Below are 17,948 nucleotides of genomic sequence, written 5' to 3'. Positions count from 1 at the left end.
GACTATTTTTTGCTTGGCACAGACTCAAACACATCGCCAAGGCATCCACACCTATCCACACCCACCAAACAGCCTAAAAAACCCAGCAAACACTGACAAATAACCAAAACATCAATAACCCCTACGGCCTTATAAAAACAAAAATCACAGCGCCCGATTGCGGCTTCAAGAAAAGCACTTGTATGATGTCTATCAACAAGACGCACAAACCCGCATAAAAACAATCAGGGGGAGTTTTGAACTGTGACCCATTCAAGCCATGCATCCGCCGCTTCAACCAGTGATCCCGTCCTCGCGCGCGCCGTGAGCAAAGTGAAGCGCCACGTGCTGCCACTGTTCGTGATTATGTTCATCCTCAACTACATCGACCGGGTCAACATTGGCTTCGTGCGCACGCACATGGAGCATGACCTGGGCATCGGCGCAGCGGCCTACGGCTTCGGCGCCGGGTTGTTCTTTATCGGCTACGCGCTGTTCGAAGTGCCCTCCAACATGCTCCTGCAAAAGGTCGGCGCACGGATCTGGCTGACCCGCATCATGTTCACCTGGGGCATCGTCGCCACGCTGATGGCGTTCATCCAGAACGAAACCCACTTCTACATCCTGCGGTTTCTGCTGGGTGTGGCCGAGGCGGGTTTCTTCCCGGGGGTGATCTACTACTTCACCCGCTGGTTGCCCGGCGTTGAGCGCGGCAAGGCCATCGCGATCTTTCTCAGTGGCTCGGCGGTTGCCTCGCTGATTTCCGGCCCCTTGTCGGGGGCGCTGTTGCAGATCGAAGGCTTCGGCCTGCACGGCTGGCAATGGATGTTCGGCATCGAAGGCCTGGCCTCGGTGGCGCTGGGGTTCTTTGTGTGGTTCTGGCTCGACTCCAAGCCTCACGACGCGAAATGGATGAGCCGCGAAGAGCAGGACGCACTGGTCAACGCCATCGACCAGGAACAACGCGATCGTGAAGCGCTGAGCACGGTCAAGCCGACCATCGGCAAGCTGCTCAAGGACCGCCAGATCATGCTGTTCTGTGCGTTGTACTTCTGCATCCAGTTGACGATCTACGCCGCGACGTTCTGGCTGCCGAGCATCATCAAGAAGATGGGTGAGTTGAGTGACGTGCAGGTCGGTTTCTTCAACTCGATCCCGTGGCTGATCTCGATCATCGCCATGTACGCCTTCGCGTCGCTGTCGGGCAAGTTCAAGTTCCAGCAGGCGTGGGTTGCGGCGGCGTTGTTGATTGCGGCGGCGGGCATGTTCATGTCCACCACCGGCGGGCCGGTGTTTGCCTTCGTAGCGATCTGTTTTGCGGCGATCGGTTTCAAGTCGGCGTCGTCGCTGTTCTGGCCGATTCCCCAGGGCTACCTGGATGCGCGCATCGCTGCGGCGGTGATCGCGCTGATCAACTCCATCGGCAACCTGGGCGGCTTTGTTGCGCCGACCACGTTCGGCTTCCTGGAACAGACCACCGGGTCTATCCAGGGCGGCCTCTACGGCCTGGCCGGCACCTCGGTGCTGGCCGCGATCCTGGTGTTTTTTGCCAAGACTTCGCCCTCTGCCGCGCTGGCGGCACCCAGCGTCGTGCCCAGCGGCGCGGCCATCAGCAAACCTCTCTGAACCTATTTAGGAACCTGCCATGAACACGCCTATCGTCAGCGATTTCCAAGTCATCCCGGTCGCCGGCCATGACAGCATGCTGCTCAACCTCAGCGGCGCCCACGGTCCGTATTTCACGCGCAACATCGTTATCCTCAAGGACAGTTCGGGCAACACCGGCGTCGGCGAAGTGCCCGGCGGCGAGCGCATCCGCGAAACCCTGGAAGACGCCCGCAGCCTGGTGATCGGCCAGCCCATCGGCCATTACCAGCGCATCCTCAACCAGATGCGCAGCACCTTCGCCTCGCGGGACTCTGCCGGGCGCGGCCTGCAAACCTTCGACCTGCGTATCACCATCCATGCCGTCACCGCGATGGAAGCGGCGTTGCTCGACTTGCTGGGGCAGTTCCTCGAAGTACCGGTGGCCGCCCTGCTTGGCGAAGGGCAGCAGCGCGATGCGGTAAAAATGCTCGGTTACCTGTTCTACATCGGCGACCGCAACACCACCGACCTGGCCTACCGCAACGAAGCCGACGCCGATGACGACTGGTTCCGCCTGCGCCATGAGCAGGCGTTGACTGCCGAAGCCGTGGTGCGCCTGGCCGAAGCCGCCAAGGCCAAATACGGCTTCAACGACTTCAAGCTCAAAGGCGGGGTATTGAGCGGCGACGCAGAAATCGAAGCCGTCACCGCCCTGGCCGAACGCTTCCCCGATGCACGCATCACCCTCGACCCGAACGGCGCATGGTCTCTGCAAGAAGCCATCCGCCTGTGCCGCGACCAACACCACGTGCTCGCCTACGCCGAAGACCCCTGCGGTGCGGAAAACGGCTATTCCGGCCGCGAAGTAATGGCCGAATTCCGCCGCGCCACCGGGCTGAAAACCGCAACCAACATGATCGCCACCGACTGGCGCGAAATGGGTCACGCGATCCAACTGCAATCAGTGGACATCCCCCTGGCCGACCCGCACTTCTGGACCATGCAAGGCTCGGTACGTGTCGCGCAGATGTGCCATGAGTGGGGCCTGACCTGGGGTTCGCACTCCAACAACCACTTCGACATTTCCCTGGCGATGTTCACCCAGGTCGCCGCCGCTGCACCGGGCGACATCACCGCCATCGACACCCATTGGATCTGGCAGGACGGCCAGCGCCTGACCCGGGAACCCCTGAAGATCGAAGGCGGCTACGTGAACGTGCCGGCCAAGCCCGGCCTGGGCGTGGACATCGACATGGACGCCGTGGCCAAGGCCCATGAGCTGTACAAGGGCATGGGCCTGGGCGCACGGGATGACAGCGTGGCGATGCAGTTTTTGATTCCAGGGTGGAAGTTCAACAACAAACAGCCGTGCCTGGTGCGATGAACTAAAACACAGAGATCAAAAATGTGGCAGCGGGCTTGCTCGCGAATGCGGTGGATCAGTCTATCTATCGGGTGACTGACACTACGCATTCGCGAGCATGTCCATACAATATTCTTGAGTGCTGTACGGACGGTAATAGCATAACCGCAGGAAACTCCGAAGAAGTAGCATAGAAATTTGAAAAACCAACAGCGGGAACGGTATCAGCATTGGATAAATTCAGCACCGGGCCGGGCGCAGTGGATTGAGTGATTGATCCCTCCCCGGCAAAAGCGGCTTCATTGTTAAAAACAACTAAAACAGCAAACAGCGCAAGAACCGCTCCAGCGAGATTTACGCGCTGAGGAAACACGATAAAACCTTTCATAATCTTCACCCTAGCGTCAGGTATTAACACTTAAGGTTCCAATCAAGCCAACTGTAAGAATCACGCCACTACCTGTGCACGATTCAATAACCGCATAAACCCACACTTCCTAAAATCAAGAAAGACAACTGCGTCATACTTGAAAGTTGGAGTTCGTCAGCAACTTCCTAGTCCCGCCGGCCCTCTACTCAAATCGCCGATTTCCAGTCATGATGCGAGCCTCACTTCAAGGACGATAACAACAGTGAAAACCACCCTTGCCGCGTTGTTCCTGGTCTGCCTCGCCACACCTGCATTCGCCGACAACAACCCCATCGGCTTCCAGAACACCACCCTCCCCGACGCCCACGGCAACCGCCCGTTGCAGATGGTCGTGTGGTATCCCGCTAAAACCGCCAAAGCCCCAGAGCTGATCCGCGACGACGCCGTCTTTCACGGCGCCCTCGCCGTGCCCGACGCACCGCCCGCCAGCGGCAGACATCCGTTGGTGGTGATTTCCCACGGCAATGGCGGCAATTGGGGTAATCAGGTGTGGCTGGCCAGTGCGTTGGCGCATCAGGGTTATATCGTCGCGGCGGTCAACCACCCCGGCACCACCAGCAAAGATCGCAGCCCCGAGGCCGCCGCGCAGTTGTGGCAACGGCCCAAGGACCTGAGCCGCGCCATCGACGCGGTGCTCACGCAGCCCAAGCAATTCGGCGCCGTGGAGAATCGTCGGATTGCCGTGATAGGCCATTCACTCGGCGGCTGGACCGTGCTGGAAGCCGCCGGCGCGCGCTTCGACCCCGCGCTGTTCGCCCAAGACTGCACCGCTCACCCGCAATTGGTCGCCTGCACGGCGTACCGGCAGATGAACCCCGACAACGCCAAGGTGGCCGCAGACTTGAGCGATAAACGCGTCAGCGCCGTGGTATCGCTGGACCTGGGCCTGTCACGCGGCATGACCGACGCCAGCCTGGCGGCACTGCCGGTGCCGGCATTGATACTTGCGGCGGGCGTGACGGAACCGCAACTGCCGGCCGAACTGGAATCCGCCGACCTGGCCAGGCGCCTGCCGAAAGCATCGACCCAGTATGTGCAGATCAGCGACGCCACCCACTTCAGCTTTATGGCGATCTGCAAACCCGGCGGCGAGGCGCTGATTGAAGAGAGTTCGCCCGGTGACGGCATGATTTGCCGCGATGGCGAGGGCGCGCGACCACGGGAGGTGATTCAACAGCAGGTGGTGGCCCTGATCAGCGAATTTCTCGCCCAACCTGCGGGCAAATAAGGCCGTGTCAACGTGAGAAAAGTAGTCTTCAGCACACTCTTAACTTGCGCAGCGCTGTGGGGCGCTTCGCAGTGGTGGGAAAAAGGCCTGGCGCAACCCTCCGGCTCCGCCCATATCAGCCCCAACGGCTGTTATCGGGTGCAGCAATTCAAACCTTTCTGGGTACTGCCCAGCGCCTTTCACCCCCAGGCCCATCCGGACGAAACAGCCGAGGTTCACCTGTTTGTGCGCTGGGAAAGCCCGGCGTTCTTTCGCCTGTACGATCAGCGCAACGGCCGGTTGATCAGTGAAAGTGCGATCTATGATCTGGTCAGTGATGGCGGGCCATTGTTCTGGGGGATGGAGGGTATCGCTTCGGTGTCGGCCGGTATGATCGAGATTGGGCCGATTCGGCTGGATTGCGCGCTGTAGGGCTGGGATTTTTAGCTGGTATCATCCGCACCTTAACCCGTCGGATAAAACCCCATGAATCGCCAGAAAAAGCTCCAGCAACTGTTCAAGGCCAAAGCCAAAAAAGCCAGTGCCAAACTGGCGCCCAAATCCAAAGACAAATACATCAGCAAAGCCGACCGCCTGAAACTCGCCGAAGAAGCCGCCGCGCCTGCGGAACAAGCGTAAACACCCGGCAGCGCCGCTGCCTTGTTATAGGGGGGTGGGGTATGCAATGATCGCCCCCTTCATAGGTAGGGGGGGTATAGGCATGGGCCACGTCTCGGCAAACAAAGACAACCTGATCAAACGCGTCAAACGCATCGCCGGGCAGATCCAGGCCCTCGAGCGCGAGCTTGAAGCGGATGCCGACTGCGCCAAGACCCTGCACTTGGTGGCGGCCACCCGCGGCGCGATCAACGGGTTGATGGAAGAAATCATCGAAGACCACGCCAGGTCGCACGTGGCCGACCCTGCCCTCTCCGAAGAAGAACGCAGCAAGGGCGTCGAAGAATTGCTTGAAGCCATTCGGCGCTATTCCAAATGAGCCTCGTCAATAGCCATAGCCACGAGCATGTGTTCCTTGGTGCATCCCACGATGAAAACGCCAGGCGCACCCTGTGGGTGGTGATGCTGACGGTGGTGATGATGGTCGTGGAAATCGCCGCCGGTGCGCTCACCGGCTCCATGGCCCTGCTCGCCGACGGTTTTCACATGGCTACCCACGCGGGCGCCCTGGGCATTGCCGCCGCCGCATACGCCTTTGCCAAACGCCATGCGCACAGCCCGCGCTACAGCTTTGGCACCGGCAAGGTCGGCGACCTCGGCGGCTTTGCCTCGGCGCTGATCCTGGCGCTGGTGTCGTTGGGTATCGGGGTGGAATCGGTGATGCGCTTGCTGACGCCCTCCGAGGTGCAATTTGGCACGGCTACCCTGATTGCCGTGGTGGGCCTGGTGGTGAATATCGCCAGTGCGCTGCTACTGGGCCACGGCCACAGCCATGATCACGGCCACGCACACGACCATCACCACCACGGCCACGACAACAACCTGCGATCGGCCTACGTGCACGTCATCGCCGATGCGCTGACCTCCGTCCTCGCCATCGCCGCGTTGCTGGCCGGGCGCTACCTCGGTTGGGTGTGGCTGGACCCCGTGATGGGTATCGTCGGCGCCATCGTCATTGCGCGCTGGGCCTGGAGCCTGATGGGCGCGACCGCCGGCGTGCTGCTGGACCAGACCGATGAGCACGTCGCCGCCGAGATCCGCGAGTTGGTTGAGCAGCCCGGCGATGCGCGGATCACCGACCTGCACGTCTGGCGCGTGGGGCCAGACGCCCATGCGGCGATTGTCAGTGTGGTGGGCGCCGCAACGACGGATGCCGAGCGCATTCGCGAGCGCCTCAAGCCGGTGCATGAGGTGAGCCACCTCACCGTCGAGTTTCGTGCGGCGTAACCGCGACCACTGACGCCATCTATGGGTGCCCCCTTGGCTAAAGATATAGAAAACCCCTGCATCTCCACCTGCCAGCTCAGCGGCGACCTCTGCGTCAGTTGCGGGCGCAGCAAAGACGACATCCGTAAATGGAAAAGGATGAAACGGCCGGAGAAAATGGCCGCCGTGCAACGCGCCACCCTGCGTTTGAAAGCGCTGAAAAAGGCCAAGTAAGCGTACGACTAAGTACGCCCCACCGACCCCGATACCGGCAGGTTACCCAGCAGCTTGAGCCCGGTGCTTTTTACAAAGGTGTCGTAGTCCATCGGTTTCTGGATGCGGGTTTCGGCGTTGGGCAGCACGTAGGCCCAGGCGCGTTTGGACGAAGCGTCATACACCAGCTTGAACAGGCGCGTCGGCACCCAGACCTGATTGGCGCCGATGGTGCTGTGGCCGGGGTCGAACAACGGGCCGGTGAACACATACACATCGCCGCCGGCGCGCACGGCGAATTTGCGCACGTCGGCCTCGACCTTGCTCCAGATCTTGCGGTTGTTGGTGGGGTCTTGCGGCACCATGTTCGACAGCGCGAACGACTGCGCCATCGCGTTAGCGTTCGGCGCGTCGGCAGCCGGGGCTTGGTGGCCACGGTCCACGGCCGGATGCTGGCTGCGGTAGTCGCTCAATTCCGCGCGCCCACCCTTGGGAATACGCGGGTCAGCGTAGAACTGGTTGGTGCGTTCCTCGCCCTTGGCGTCTTTCAACTGTGCGGCGTTCAGGCGCTCGACCACCACCAGCGGGGTCTTGCTGGTTTGCGAATAGAGCACGGCGAAGTGGTCGGAGCACAGCGCCAGGGGTCTCATCGTGGCGGACACAGTGGCGGTATTGATCGGTGTTGCAGCGGGAAACAAATCAGCGCAATTGTCAAATGACGCCTGCTTTTGCTGCTTGGAGTAAAGGTCCGGCAGACTGCGCGCGTTGGCCCCGGAGGAAAGTAAAACAAGGGCGGTGAGACCAACTGCAATATTGCGTAGGTACATGCATTAAATCTTCGACAGAGAGTGACGCGACAGGCGGCGAAAAACGCCGCCAAGTGGATGATATTACGAGGATTATTGACTATCGAATGTCAGATTAGTGCCCGACCGCTGCAGGTTTTCCCGCACCCCGAGGCCCTGGTTTGAACCCATGGCTGCGTGCACTCCAGGCCAGCGCGAATGACAGCGCAATCAACAGCAGCATCGCCCAAGGGAACGACGCCACGCCCCAGGTCTCCAGCAACACCCCGCCGACGATGCCACTGGCGGCAATTGCGCTGTTCCACGCCACCACATTCAGCGACAGCGCGACGTCCGCACCATCCCCCGCCGCATCGGCCAGGGCGGTTTGCAGCAGCGTCGCTGCACCGCCGAAGCTGAGCCCCCACACCGCGACACCGAGATAGATCACTGCGGGCAGGCTTCCTACAACACCAAACACCACGCTGACCCCTGCAAATGTCGCCAGGCTCACCAGCACGGTTTTGCGCAACAGCGGCTCGACCAGCCTGGCCGTCAGCCAAATCCCCGCCAATGCCGCCAGCCCGAACACCAGCAGCACCCCATCCACACGCTCCGCCAACCCGGCCTGCGCCACGAACGGTGCGATGTAGGTGTACAGAATGTTGTGCGCCAGCATCCAACTGATTACCACCGCCAGCACCGGGCGCACGCCCGGCGTGGTCAGCACCTTGCCTAGGGACAAACGCTGATGCGCGGCCTGGGGTGGATAGTCCGGGACTTTCACCAGCACCCACACAATCAGCCCCAGCGTCAGCGCCGACATCAGCCCGAATGTGGTGCGCCACCCCACCAGCCCGCCCAGCCACGTGCCCAGAGGCACCCCCAGCGACAGCGCAATCGGCGTGCCGACCATCGCCAATGCCAGCGCCCTGCCCTGTTGGCGGGGCGCGACCATGCGCCGGGCGTAACCAGCCAGCAGGCTCCAGGCCAAGCCCGCGGCGACGCCGGCGAAGAACCGCGCGACCAGGGTCACCCCGTAGTGGGATGACAGCGCGGTGATCGAGTTGAACAGCAGGAAACCGACGATGGTCAGCAACAGCACATTACGCCGACGCCAGCCACGGGTCGCGATGGTCATGGGGATGACTGCCAGCACCGAACCCAGCGCATAGGCGGTGACCATCTGCCCAGCCATTGCCGGAGAAATCGCCAAGCCTGCGCTGATATGCGGCAGCAGGCCTGCGGGCAAGGTCTCGGTGACGATACAGATGAAACCGGTCATGGCCAGGGCGAGCAAAGCGCCGATGGGCAAGCGTTCTGAAGACGCGGACAAGCTGAGTGAAGGTGTCATGGGCAACTCCTGGGACGACTTAAATACTGATCGATACAAATGTTGCAAGCCCAGCGGGTACATTGTCAACGACTTATGTATCGACTAGTATTTATCTCGTTTTCTACTGGAGACCTGACATGGCACAGATGGGCCGCCCGCGTAATTTCGACCGTGACCATGCCGTGGAACAGGCCATGCACCTGTTCTGGCAATACGGCTACGACGCCACCTCCCTCGCCCAACTCAAGGCCGGCCTGGGTGGCGGTATCTCCGCGCCAAGTTTTTACGCCGCGTTCGGCTCCAAGGAGGCGTTGTTCGACGAATGCGTGCAGCGCTACCTGTCGACCTACGCCAGAGTCACCGAATGCCTGTGGGACGAAACCCTGTTGCCCCGCCAGGCTATCGAAACCGCCCTGCGTCAGTCGGCGCGCATGCAGTGCGAAGACGGGCACCCCAAGGGCTGCATGGTCGCGCTAGGCGTGATGAGTGCACCGAGCCCGGAGAATGCGCGGGTCGCCCATGCACTGACGCAATCACGCCTGCGCACACGGGCGGGGATCGTCGCGTGTGTGGAGCGCGCGATCCGCGCCGGGCAATTGCCGCAACACACGCAGGCCCCGGTGCTGGCAACGGTGTTTGACAGCTTTTTGCAGGGGGTGTCGATCCTGGCACGGGATAACGTGCCCCATGCCGTGATCGACGCGGCGATTGATCAGTTGCTGATGGCGTGGGATGTGGCGGCGTCGGTTGTGGCGCCGCAACTCAAACAGCCGTAGCAAACCTGGAAAACCGCCGGGGAAGCGTGGAAAAGCACTGCAGGCCTATCGCCACTTCTATATAGTAATGCTTCGCATTAAGCGGATTACCCAAGGAATGCGCGCCCTGTTACCGACGGCGCACGTCATCGTTCAGAAGGATCTTTATGCAAGGCTTTACTCTCTCCCCGGCGCGCCTGTTCGGTGTGCTGGCTGTGGTGGTTTGCGGGCTGTTCACGGCACAGGTGCAGGCCGATGACACCGACCACTCCCTCACTGTCGAAAAAAATACCCACGCCTATGTCGTCAATGCTGACGGCAGCTTTGTGCTCAACGTGGAAATGATCTCGCGGGTCAATGAAGAGCGCGCAATCAAGCTGCACGCCCAACGGCCACTGAGCTTCAACCGCACACTGGAAACCTTGAAAGTCGTCGAGGCCTACACCCAGAAAGCCAGCGGTCGCAAAATCCGCGTACAGCCCAAACAGATCAAGGAGCAGCAAGAGCGCGCCTCAGCCGATGCGCCGATGTTCCAGGACTCCCGGGTCAAAGTGGTGATCTTCCCGGACGTGGCGGTCGGCGACCGCCTGGTCTTGCGCTACCAGTTGCAGCGCAACAAGCCATTGTTTCCCCAGCAGTTCGAAGACATCAACATCCCGGACTTCTACCAAACCGAGCAAACCAGCTTTTCCTACGACATGCCAGCGAGCATGCCACTGTACGCCGACGTCAAAGGCTACAAGGCCTCCACGCCAGCGGCGGCACCCGGTCGTAAGATCTATCACTGGGAACAACTGCCCAGCGAGAAATTCCGAATCGAAAACGGTGCAGTCGCCTACAGCGACTACGGGCAATTCATAGCTGTATCGACGTTCGCCGACTACAAACAATTTGCCCAAGCCTACGCCGCCAGGGCACAGATCGAAGTGACGCCCGCCATCAGCAAACTGGCCAAGGAACTCACAAACAACCTCGACACCCCACGTAGCAAAGCCCTGGCGCTGAGCGACTGGGTGCGTAAGAACATTCGCTATGTCGCGGTTTACGTCGGCCCTGGCGGCGTAGTACCGCACCCGGCGCAGGCGGTGCTGGACAACCGTTACGGCGACTGCAAAGACCATGTCGCCCTGCTCGAAGCCTTGCTCAAGGCCGTCGCCCTCGAAAGCTCACCGGCGCTGATCAACTTCGGCAACGCCTATACCTTGCCAACGGTGCCGACGCTGGGCCTGCTCAACCATGCGATCACCTACGTGCCGAGCCTGGACCTGTACCTGGACTCCACGGCGGCGCCGATTGGCGCCGGCTACCTGCCGATTCCGGACCTGGGCAAGCCGGTGTTGCTGACCCAGACCGGCGCACTGGAACGCACGCCGATCAGCCAACTGGGCAAAGTCGAGAACACCCTGACCTTCACCGTCGCCGACAACGGCGGCGCCGACTTCAACCACGTCTCCACCGTGGAAGGCTGGGGCGCGGAGTTCAACCGCTTCGTATTCAAGTCGCTGCCGCCCGCCGACCTCAAGAAACTGACGCAGGAAATCCTCAGCATGTACGGCCAGTCCGGTAATGGTGAAGTCGTCAGCGACACCCTGGAAGGCAATGCGCCGATCTTCAAATCGACGATCACGGGCCACACCGACAACCTGGTCAACCTGCCCGGCCCGACCGGCGTGCCGACCCTCACCAGCCTCGCCGGCGGCATTTCACAGAACGTGTTTGCGTTTATGGCCGAGAAAGAGCGCACCCAGAACTTTACCTGCCTGTCTGGCGAAATTGCCGAACGGGCGCGCTTCGAATTTCCGAAGACGGTAAATATTCTGGCAGTGCCCAAGGCGGTGTCTCTCAAGAGCGGCGGCTTCGATTACCAAGCCAAGTACACCCAGGACGGCAACAGCGTGGTGGTGACCCGCAGTTACCAGTTCGCCCACACCGACGCGCAGTGCAGTGCACAGGACTACGTCACGATGAAGCCGACGATTGAAGGGATGGTCAACGACCTGAAAAGCCAGGTGATTGTGCAGACCCTATAACTGCGCCTACCTACGCGATTGCCCAGCCAATCCCAAGGCAAAAAGAGGCCTGCATCTGTGCAGGCCTTTTCATCTGGCTATCAGCCACACCCCATTAGAAAAAAACTCAACGGTTGCCGGTCAAACGGAACGAACTTACCGACGCGGCGATGATTGCGCTGGCTTGCGTTATAGGGGGTCGACATTTCTTTTGGTGCAGAACCTGACCAATATCCAATCGTCGAAGACCCTCGATAAGATCCGCTGCCTCATCAGAAGGCCGCTCTTTCAACACAGAAGAAAGCTCAACCTGCCTAAGCAACCCTAAGGTTAGGAACGGCTAGACGCTATTGAGCAAGTTGATCATAGTATTCTTCGATTCGGCCAAAGCCCCCTCTCTCATCCCTGGCTCTACAAGACAACATGTCCAGCATTGCGATTACCGATCTAATTGTGCCTTGGGACGTCGACAGCTTCTCGCGACCTGTTGTGGCCTTGAGTGCCACATGGGTAGCAAAGGACTGGGAAAATGCGAGGCATCAGCATCGCAAGGCGCAGCTGATCTACTCCTTACGCGGAATCCTCAACTGTGAAATTGACGACGGTATCTGGATCGTGCCGCCGCAGTGCGCCATCTGGATACCGGGGGACTTACCGCACGCGGCGCGGGGGGCGGGTGAAACGGAATGCTATTGCCTGTTCGTTGAGCCAGACGCCGCACCGGACCTTCCGCAAACCTGTTGCACGATTTCGGTATCGCCCTTACTACGCGAGTTGCTACTGAAGGTGGCCGGTTTTCCCGAATTGTACCCGCCGGGGGGACGGGAAGACCGGTTGATTGCTGCCTTGCTCGATGAACTGGTGGCGGCACCGGTGGAAGACTTGCATCTGCCCATGCCACGCGATCCCCGATTGCGCCGCCTCGTAGAAATGATGCTGGCTACCCCCGCGGATAAAACCTCGAAGGCCGATTGGGCTACTCGAATTGGCATGAGCGAGCGAAGCATGAGTCGTCTTTTGCTGCATGAAATTGGAATGAGCTTTGGGCGCTGGCGTCGGCAATTGCATGTAATCCTTGCGCTGCAACGCTTGACCAAGGGTGAAAGCGTGCAAACGGTGGCATTAGAGCTGGGATACGAAAACGCCAGCGGTTTCGTGACCATGTTCCGCAAGGCAATGGGCAAACCTCCGGCACGATACCTCTCGGATCGCATCAGCGGCGCAGAGCTTGCTTCAGTGCCACACATCATGTTCACCAATGAAATCTCCCCCTGATGCATCAGGCGGATCTTGGCTCTGGGCCACCGGCCGTCCTCCATCTCCTGCTGTCCTTCCTTGCGCAGTCGCTGATATTTCGCAACCTCGTGGTGATAGTGAAGACTGACTGCTCGTCGAGAGCAGAGCCTTTCTTGGACGCATGCGACTGCAGGTGTTCACGCAACGCCAGGTTTTCAACGAAAACCATCCTCACGCCAAGATGACATCACGCTTGGCCTAAATGAATAATAATCTGGCCTGGTTTCGCCATCACACCCCTCTGTGTGTGTTGTTAAATGCAACATCTAAATACAAATGAGTATTGTTGATGTTCACCATCACAACTGTTGGGAAATCCCGTTGGCCAATTGATATGCGCGCAGAGCCCGATGGCTTTCCTCGTCCGGGAGGGTCTTACAAGGGAGTAATCCGGAGCGCGCCCCGCACCGTACTGGGCTCGGCCATAGCGGCGGCCGTTCTGATCAGCGCGCAAGGCGCATTCGCCGCCGAGCCAGGGCAGATCCAAACCACGGCGGGAGGCAAGTCTCAGGAGGAAATAGCCTTGCCGGCCATCACCGTGACGGGCCCAATGGATACGGCGACCACTGAAGGTACTGGCTCCTACACCACGGGCCAGACGACGGCGGCGACGCACCTGCCGCTTTCGTTGCGGGAAACACCGCAGTCGGTGACGGTGATCACCCGCCAGCGCATGGACGACCAGCAACTGAATTCGGTGCAGGGCGTACTGGAGAACGCCACAGGCGTCTCTTCATACCAATCCGACAGCGAACGGACGAGTTTCTACTCGCGTGGTTTCTTGATCAACAACGTTCAGTACGACGGCATACCCACCGTCGTCGGCAACATCGTTAATGGGAGCGGTATCGGTTCTCTCGATACCGCGTTCTATGATCGTGTCGAGGTAGTGCGCGGCGGCTCCGGCCTGCTGACCGGCACCGGTAATCCTTCGGCCGCCATCAATCTGGTGCGCAAACGGCCGACCCGCGAATTCTCGGCGTCCGCCTCGCTCGGTGCGGGGAGCTGGGATACCCACCGGGAAATGGCCGACGTATCGACTCCGTTGACCGAGGATGGCCGTGTCCGCGCCCGCATAGTCGGGACGTCCCAGGAAGGAAACTCGTACATCGATGGGTACAAGCCGCAAAGGAAGGCGTTCTACGGCATCATCGAGGCAGATCTGACGCCGGACACGACGGTGAGCCTGGGTTATGACTACCAGGACATCACGCCGAAGGGCTCCACTTGGGGAGGTTTGCCGCTCTGGTTCAGCGACGGCACGCAGGCGGAGTATTCACGCTCCAAAAACTACGCTCAGAACTGGAGCCATTGGGACAACACCCTTAAAACGGCGTTTGCCGAGATCGAGCACCGCTTCGACAACGGTTGGAACCTCCGGGCCGTCGCTAACCAGTACCGCACCGAATACGATGCCCAACTACTCGGCCTGGTCGGTCGCCCGGATCGCGCCACGGGGCTGGGTTCCTTTCCCAACGGAGCTTATCCGGTGGCACTGGCGTCCGAAGGTCGCAGCCGTCAAAACACCTTCGACGTGATGGCGAGCGGGCCCTTCGAACTGCTTGGCCGCCAGCATGACCTGGTGGTGGGGGCGACGAGTTCGCGCCGCACCGCCAGCCAGCAAGATATCGCTCCGTTCTATGCAGGCCTTACCCCGGTCAATGTCTATGAACTGAGCCCAGCCTTTCCTCGCCCCAACTTCGATGCCATAGCTTCGATCCCGACCCGTACCCTGATCAAACAGAGCGGCGTCTATAGCGCAGCCCGGTTCTCGCTGGCCGAGCCTCTGAAACTCATTGTCGGCGGCCGCTTCAGCAACTATGAAATCGACGACGCCGTGGGCGGCTCGTCGCTGCACTACAAAAAGAGCAGTGAATTCACGCCGTATGCTGGCTTGATCTACGACATCGACAAGACCTATTCGGCCTACGTGAGCTACACGGGCATATTCAATCCGCAAACCGACTATCGCGACAGCAAGGGCAATGTGCTCACGCCGTCGAAGGGAAAAACCAAGGAGATCGGACTCAAAGGCGCTTATCTGGACGGGCGTCTGAATGCGTCGATGGCCGTGTTCGAGACCAAACTGGACAACGCTGCACAGATGGTCGCAGGAACCTATACCCCAGGTGGTGCCCAAGCCTATGTAGGCGCGGATGGCACGAAGTCGCGCGGGGTCGAGCTGGACTTGCAGGGCGAATTGGCGCGTGGCTGGAACATCTATTCAGGTATCGCCCATTTCACGGCGCAAGATGGCGATGGCGTGCGCTTGAACTCCCAAATACCGCGCACTACAGCCCAGCTTTTCACCACCTACCAACTACCTGGAGAGTGGCGCAAGTTGACCCTGGGTGCAGGCGTCAAATGGCAAAGCCGCTTCTACCAGGCGCCTAAAACCGGCACCAGTTCGTTGGGCGGGGAACAAGGTTCTTATGCGTTGGTATCACTGTTGGGGCGCTACGCCATCACGAAGAAGATCACCGCGGCAGTCAACGTCAACAACGTGCTCGACAAGAAGTATGCGTTGCAGAAGGGCGATTTTGACACCGTAGGTTATGGCGCGCCACGCAACCTGATGGTGACGCTGGACTATAGGTATTGATTCTCCCGCAGGCAAACACTTCACCCGTTAGAAATCCCAACACATACAACAGCCCACTAATTGTCGAGAAAGCTCCTATGCCCCTTCAGCCTACCCTTCACCCCGCCCAAGACACGGCCGTGAATACCCCAAACAACGTAGCCTTGTTCTGGTTGACGACAGCCGCTGGTGCCGTACTTTTTGTCAGCTTCCAGTTATTTTTCTATGTAAATGACTTTGTGAGAGCACACGCAGCGACACCGGCTATTACGTTTGAACCCGATGTACTGTGGATGTTTTCCGCCTTCTATGGTTCTTGGATCGTCACGGTGCTTATCGCACTGATAGGAACCCGCAAGGCTCAGCGGGTTGCCCTGGTTCTCGGCAGCTTACTTGTCGCGCTGAATACCCTCGGGGGAATCTCCGACGGATTGCGCGACGGTTGGCACGTTGCTTTTTCGGCCGTGTTCTTCATTACGCTGCCAGGCGTATTCGCAATCGCAGCCACTTGGCGTTGCATCAAAAGCAAAGGAGTCGACCATGTCGGTCAATAGTTCTGACTTCCCTTTTGTCTGGATGAAACTTACGCAAGAGCCCGGGCACGATCACCAAAAGGACTTCGCCGAATTCGAGGCCAACTTGCAGCGTGGGGAGCCGTTCGTGCTCCTGACTGATATAGCACCTGCCGAAGACCATGAGCACTCGCCGGAAGAAAAGAAACGCACCGCACTCTGGATGAAAAAGCACAAAATTGAATTGCGAAAGTGGGTTCTGGCAATGATTCTGGTCGAACCCAACTCGGCAAAACGTCTTGGTTTCAGGGCATTCGCGGCCGTTTTTGCCAAGTTCTGGGGCTACCCTCTGCTTCTAGCTGCTTCACGTCAACAGGCAATGGAGATGGCAAGAGAACTGCTTGCAAAGGATAGAAAGTCATCTCATTGATGGCCCATCCTGGCATCCGCTTGCTCACGCTGTGCGCTTCGATCACCCGGCCAAATCCAAGGCAAAAAAAGCCTGCATCTCTGCAGGCTTTTCTCTATCTGACTCCACGACCTGGACTCGAACCAGGGACCCAATGATTAACAGTCATTTGCTACCGATTGGTCGCAACGGGCCCACGGAAAACGTGCTGGAGACACTGAAACGCTGCACAGCGTGAGTACATGAATGCGTCACGCCAGGAGAGTTAGTCGGGTTGGGTTGGGTTGTCAAAGCGTGGCAAAACAATGACCTATAGGAAAAGGAGGCGCCCTTTGTCAGCATTCACCCGGCAATCCTGCAAAAATCTGGTAGTGCAATTCATTCGTCATAGATCTACCCGACTCCAATGTTCTATTCACTCGGGTCTCGGCCCCCCCCCTAAGCAATCCGTTTGTCCAATGGGTACCTATCGTCCTGGTTCGACGGTCAACGCATAGGCTGAGGAGGGTTCAACCGTGTGTCGAGAGCAAACCGCTCTTGGCTGATCAATTCGAATAAATCGTTCATTGCAGAGGGATTCATCAGCACATTCCAGCTATGCCGGGAAACGGCTGAAGGAATCAACACGAAGGGATGCTCTGCTAAGAGGCTGTCACCAAACTGCTGCTGACCTCGTCCGGGGGAGCCCGGGAACAGCCAGTTTGCGTTAGGTACCGAGTCAGGCATGACCCGATGGACGAGCTTGAAGTCCTTGACCCGGGCACACGTGAGTACATGCGCAATCGTGTCCAGCGCCTGAAAACCTTTGTGCACGGCCACCTCAAGGATCGCAGTAGACGGATCTGCGGAGCAGTACACCGCTTTGATACCTTTAGAGTTCCACCGGCCGCCGGCGATTTCTGCACCAATGCCGGACGACCAGGTGGATGCATGCTTCTCTTGATCCAATCGCCACAAATACAACTCACCATTCCCTGGCACTATCGTCATCAGGAATACACCCCGTATTCCATGCGGGTCAGAAAGTCCTCTACCAACTCAAATCCCATCTGAGTCGTCAGCAGATCCAGAGGCGTCTTTCCCTCGAGCCCCATAGCAGGAGAGGTCATCCAGTTGAGCGCCTGCTGGCGATCTCCCAACACCTCCTCTGCCTTACTCAATACGCTAGCCAGACGCCACGTGCTGTTGGTCTGCTCAGCCGTCAGGGGCTCAGGCTTTTTGATACGCCGCTGCACCGTTCGATCCGAAAGCCCGAGCACCTTAGAGAACACATGGTGATCTCGTAGTTGGCTGTATGACTGAACAAACGCAATCACCAGCTCTGACGGAAACCCCTTCTCCATCATGGAATGAAGCTCAAACGCACTCGTAACCTTGAGTTTTTTGCCTTCGCCAAACAGCAGCTGTAGCGGCCGCGCTGGATCGTATGTTGTCGCTTGTAGGCTTTTGCTTGCAGGAATCATGGTCGCCCTCCTCTGCCATATGGCTAAAATATATCGCCAGATGGCAGAGAAAGCCAACCTATCCGACGATGGGTATTTTTCGCCTATCGCACACTGAAACTGGCAGATTGAAAAGAGGCATTTTCTGCAAGTCCAATTC

19 protein-coding genes and 1 tRNA gene are annotated in these 17,948 nt (G+C 59.1%); 14 read left to right on the top strand and 6 right to left on the bottom strand.

Going from position 1 to position 17,948, the window contains the following annotated elements:
- Positions 1 to 243: 243 nt before the first annotated feature.
- A complete protein-coding gene (locus tag OPU96_RS20490; protein ID WP_498559575.1) occupies positions 244 to 1,605 on the top strand; it encodes an MFS transporter in 1,362 nt (453 codons plus the stop codon).
- Between the two features lie 19 nt (positions 1,606 to 1,624).
- Positions 1,625 to 2,950: a glucarate dehydratase gene (gudD, locus tag OPU96_RS20485; RefSeq protein ID WP_226455081.1), complete on the top strand. Its 1,326-nt coding sequence runs from the start codon at positions 1,625 to 1,627 to the stop codon at positions 2,948 to 2,950.
- Positions 2,951 to 3,014: 64 nt separating this feature from the next.
- Here the strand turns inward: gudD and OPU96_RS20480 are convergent, their stop codons facing one another.
- The gene (locus tag OPU96_RS20480; RefSeq protein WP_498559574.1) at positions 3,015 to 3,317 is read right to left on the bottom strand and encodes a hypothetical protein; all 303 of its coding nucleotides are present in this window, start codon (positions 3,315 to 3,317) and stop codon (positions 3,015 to 3,017) included.
- Between the two features lie 244 nt (positions 3,318 to 3,561).
- On the opposite strand from OPU96_RS20480, the gene OPU96_RS20475 reads away from it, so the two are divergent.
- The 6 genes from OPU96_RS20475 to OPU96_RS20450 all read left to right on the top strand — a co-directional run bounded on the left by OPU96_RS20475 (position 3,562) and on the right by OPU96_RS20450 (position 6,684).
- Positions 3,562 to 4,587: an alpha/beta hydrolase family protein gene (locus tag OPU96_RS20475; RefSeq protein ID WP_498559573.1), complete on the top strand. Its 1,026-nt coding sequence runs from the start codon at positions 3,562 to 3,564 to the stop codon at positions 4,585 to 4,587.
- A gap of 12 nt (positions 4,588 to 4,599) precedes the next feature.
- Positions 4,600 to 4,998, top strand: a complete 399-nt coding sequence (locus OPU96_RS20470; protein WP_226455078.1) for a hypothetical protein — start codon at positions 4,600 to 4,602, stop codon at positions 4,996 to 4,998.
- Between the two features lie 54 nt (positions 4,999 to 5,052).
- Entirely contained in the window at positions 5,053 to 5,205 is a 153-nt protein-coding gene (locus OPU96_RS20465) for a DUF2986 domain-containing protein (protein WP_192296881.1), read from the top strand.
- An 82-nt stretch (positions 5,206 to 5,287) separates the two neighbouring features.
- Complete coding sequence (locus tag OPU96_RS20460) at positions 5,288 to 5,563, top strand: metal/formaldehyde-sensitive transcriptional repressor (RefSeq protein ID WP_192296882.1); 276 nt, start codon at positions 5,288 to 5,290, stop codon at positions 5,561 to 5,563.
- The gene (gene dmeF / locus OPU96_RS20455; RefSeq protein WP_498559572.1) at positions 5,560 to 6,471 is read left to right on the top strand and encodes a CDF family Co(II)/Ni(II) efflux transporter DmeF; all 912 of its coding nucleotides are present in this window, start codon (positions 5,560 to 5,562) and stop codon (positions 6,469 to 6,471) included. The genes OPU96_RS20460 and dmeF overlap by 4 nt, the downstream gene beginning before the upstream one ends.
- Positions 6,472 to 6,504: 33 nt before the next feature.
- On the top strand, positions 6,505 to 6,684 hold the full coding sequence (locus OPU96_RS20450) for a DUF1289 domain-containing protein (protein WP_064453335.1): 180 nt from the start codon (positions 6,505 to 6,507) through the stop codon (positions 6,682 to 6,684).
- An 8-nt stretch (positions 6,685 to 6,692) separates the two neighbouring features.
- Here OPU96_RS20450 and OPU96_RS20445 read toward each other — a convergent pair whose 3' ends face one another.
- Both OPU96_RS20445 and OPU96_RS20440 read right to left on the bottom strand, forming a co-directional pair.
- A complete protein-coding gene (locus tag OPU96_RS20445) occupies positions 6,693 to 7,490 on the bottom strand; it encodes a DNA/RNA non-specific endonuclease (RefSeq protein WP_498559571.1) in 798 nt (265 codons plus the stop codon).
- 94 nt (positions 7,491 to 7,584) lie between these two features.
- Entirely contained in the window at positions 7,585 to 8,802 is a 1,218-nt protein-coding gene (locus tag OPU96_RS20440; protein WP_498559570.1) for an MFS transporter, read from the bottom strand.
- Positions 8,803 to 8,921: 119 nt separating this feature from the next.
- Between OPU96_RS20440 and OPU96_RS20435 the strand changes: the two genes are divergently transcribed.
- From OPU96_RS20435 to OPU96_RS20410, 6 genes are all read left to right on the top strand, one after another.
- The gene (locus OPU96_RS20435) at positions 8,922 to 9,560 is read left to right on the top strand and encodes a TetR/AcrR family transcriptional regulator (RefSeq protein WP_192296887.1); all 639 of its coding nucleotides are present in this window, start codon (positions 8,922 to 8,924) and stop codon (positions 9,558 to 9,560) included.
- A gap of 146 nt (positions 9,561 to 9,706) precedes the next feature.
- Positions 9,707 to 11,569, top strand: coding sequence for a DUF3857 domain-containing transglutaminase family protein (locus OPU96_RS20430; RefSeq protein WP_498559569.1), 1,863 nt, complete (start codon positions 9,707 to 9,709; stop codon positions 11,567 to 11,569).
- Positions 11,570 to 11,971: 402 nt separating this feature from the next.
- Positions 11,972 to 12,823, top strand: coding sequence for an AraC family transcriptional regulator (locus tag OPU96_RS20425; RefSeq protein WP_192296889.1), 852 nt, complete (start codon positions 11,972 to 11,974; stop codon positions 12,821 to 12,823).
- A 310-nt stretch (positions 12,824 to 13,133) separates the two neighbouring features.
- Positions 13,134 to 15,446, top strand: coding sequence for a TonB-dependent siderophore receptor (locus OPU96_RS20420; RefSeq protein WP_498559568.1), 2,313 nt, complete (start codon positions 13,134 to 13,136; stop codon positions 15,444 to 15,446).
- 119 nt (positions 15,447 to 15,565) lie between these two features.
- Positions 15,566 to 15,979 (top strand): hypothetical protein, encoded by a 414-nt coding sequence (locus OPU96_RS20415; RefSeq protein ID WP_498559567.1) that lies wholly within the window; start codon positions 15,566 to 15,568, stop codon positions 15,977 to 15,979.
- A complete protein-coding gene (locus OPU96_RS20410) occupies positions 15,966 to 16,367 on the top strand; it encodes a hypothetical protein (protein WP_463984515.1) in 402 nt (133 codons plus the stop codon). Before OPU96_RS20415 ends, OPU96_RS20410 begins: the two co-directional genes overlap by 14 nt.
- Positions 16,368 to 16,469: 102 nt before the next feature.
- Here OPU96_RS20410 and OPU96_RS20405 read toward each other — a convergent pair.
- From OPU96_RS20405 to OPU96_RS20395, 3 genes are all read right to left on the bottom strand, one after another.
- Positions 16,470 to 16,539 (bottom strand) — tRNA-Asn (locus OPU96_RS20405).
- Positions 16,540 to 16,832: 293 nt separating this feature from the next.
- Positions 16,833 to 17,336 carry an RES family NAD+ phosphorylase gene (locus tag OPU96_RS20400; RefSeq protein ID WP_498559566.1) on the bottom strand — a complete coding sequence of 168 codons (504 nt, stop codon included), beginning with the start codon at positions 17,334 to 17,336 and terminating at the stop codon, positions 16,833 to 16,835.
- Entirely contained in the window at positions 17,336 to 17,809 is a 474-nt protein-coding gene (locus OPU96_RS20395; RefSeq protein WP_192296893.1) for an Xre family toxin-antitoxin system antitoxin, read from the bottom strand. Before OPU96_RS20395 ends, OPU96_RS20400 begins: the two co-directional genes overlap by 1 nt.
- Positions 17,810 to 17,948 lie beyond the last annotated feature (139 nt).

This window comes from Pseudomonas sp. RP-B7 (assembly GCF_059803535.1).
Note: the sequence above shows the minus strand (reverse complement) of the source record. Positions and strands in the feature narration are given on the sequence as shown.